This window comes from Yersinia sp. 1252 StPb PI, assembly GCF_048593885.1.
Classification (GTDB): Bacteria; Pseudomonadota; Gammaproteobacteria; order Enterobacterales; family Enterobacteriaceae; genus Yersinia; species Yersinia enterocolitica_E.
The window spans coordinates 1-2,005 of sequence record NZ_JAZGQE010000331.1; the positions used below are offsets into that span (position 1 = coordinate 1).

The following is a 2,005-nucleotide window of genomic DNA, read 5'->3' on the forward strand; positions in this document are numbered from 1 at the left end:
GAATGTTTTTAGGGAATCTATTACTGTTATCTATTATGCCATTAGCTTTCTATTCCTTAGCTGAAGAAAATAACGTTAAAAAAAATACCCATATGGAGGTGGTTGGGGATGCTCAGAACTATGTCGTCATTAAAGAAAAAAATAAGTTAGCGGTCATCCCGGGCGGTAGCAACCTTATTATTCCTAAATCTGAAGGCCGATTAGCAACATTATATGATGTATTGAGTATCCAACCGGGGTTGGTGGTACAAGATTTTTTTGGTGGTTCTGATCAGCCTCGCTTAAATATTCGCGGTTCCGGTGTACAAAGTGCCCCACTCTCCCGAGGCGTTACTCTATTACAAGATGGCTTGCCACTGAATGATGCAGACGGAGGCTTTCATATCAGCCTGCTGGAGCCACGGGAAAGTAAAATTATCAGTGTACGTCGTGGTGCCAATGCAACCAATCCTGCAAATAATACACTGGGTGGTGAGCTGGATTTTATTTCCTACACTGGCAGGGATGAATCTGGACGATTACGCTACGAATACGGTAGTTTCGGACGGCAAGGTTGGCATGGAGCCATCGGGGGGGATGAAACTGAACTGTGGGATGGGCGTTTGAGTATCAGTGGCGATCGCTTCTCTGGCTATCGTGATCACTCCTCCTCTCAGCGCAATTCAATTAGAGCAAATGTCGGTTTTGAACAACCTAACTTTACTAATCGTACTTGGTTAAGTTGGACAGGTCTGAGCTTTGAAGTTGCGGGAACGCTTTCACAGTCAGAAGTCAAAAATAATCCTACAGCGGTTTATCCAATGGTATGGGTAAGAGATCCGCGGCGTAATGTTGAACAAGCTCGCTTCGCCAACTATTCCGTATGGCAAGGCCAAAATTGGCAGCAGGAATTAGGATTATGGGCACAACATACTCACGATAATTTTGTAACACCAGCAGTGTATGTGCTGAGTGGCGGCAATACCTACGGTGCCTTATGGCTCTCAAGTCTCTCCATTAATCAGTTTAATTATCGTGTTGGTTTATCAACTGAACGTTCAGATATGAATCGTGATCTGCGACAGAATCGGCGAGAAACCCCTTATGATGGTAAATTAATTGGCAGTTATGCCATGACTGCAGAGAATCAGAACGTGGCTGTAGATGCTGGTTGGCAAGCGGCAGAGCATTGGTATCTCAGTACGGGTATGAAAGGTACCCATTCGATTCGTAATGTTACCCCCCGCGATGATCGGCAGTCAGTAAGGCAACGCTGGTTTTTAATAACACCAAAACTGGGGGTGGTTTGGTCACCTCAACCACAATTGCGTGGGTTCACCAATCTGAGTTGGAGCCATGAAGCCCCCAGTTTCCGCGAAATTATTTCTAATAATGGTGCGGTTAATCGTTTAGTCCCTCAACAGGCGATTACTGTGGAAATTGGCGGCGATGGTAGGTTGAAGGCTGGCATTAACTGGGATCTCTCTCTGTATCGCAGCATAGTGAAAAATGAATTAATTACGCATTATGACCAAGAGGGAAATTCGACGGGTACCTTTAATTATCGCCATAAAACCCTGCATCAAGGTATTGAAGCTGGGCTTAAAGGCGATATTCCGTTAAATGATGCGAGTATGGAATATCGTTTGGCCTGGACATATAACGATTTCCGCTTTCTGGGTGGCGAATATCAAGGTAAGAGAATCGGGGGGATTCCTCCGCAACAATTTTCCGCAGAAATATTGTATAAATGGCAATACTGGCGTGCAGGACCTAATCTTCATTGGTTACCAGCCCGTACACCGGTAGATCATATTAATCGTTATGATATTCAATTCCGTGATAAATATGCTATTTGGGGATTTAAGATTGATTATCGCCATCCTAATGGATGGTCAACATATTTAAGTTTAGATAATTTAACCAATAAGCGTTATGCCACTGCATCAATTGCCGGGCGCGAAGTGACATCCGTGAAAAATAACACGTTATTCCCCGGTATGGGACGATCGATTAATGGTGGTAT

General features: G+C 44.2%; 1 protein-coding gene. It reads left to right on the plus strand.

Translation table 11 applies throughout. The annotated features are described in order from the left end of the window. Positions 1-2 precede the first annotated feature (2 nt). A partial coding sequence (locus V2A85_RS23255; RefSeq protein ID WP_420072506.1) for a TonB-dependent receptor family protein occupies positions 3-2,005 on the plus strand: 2,003 nt, incomplete at its 3' end.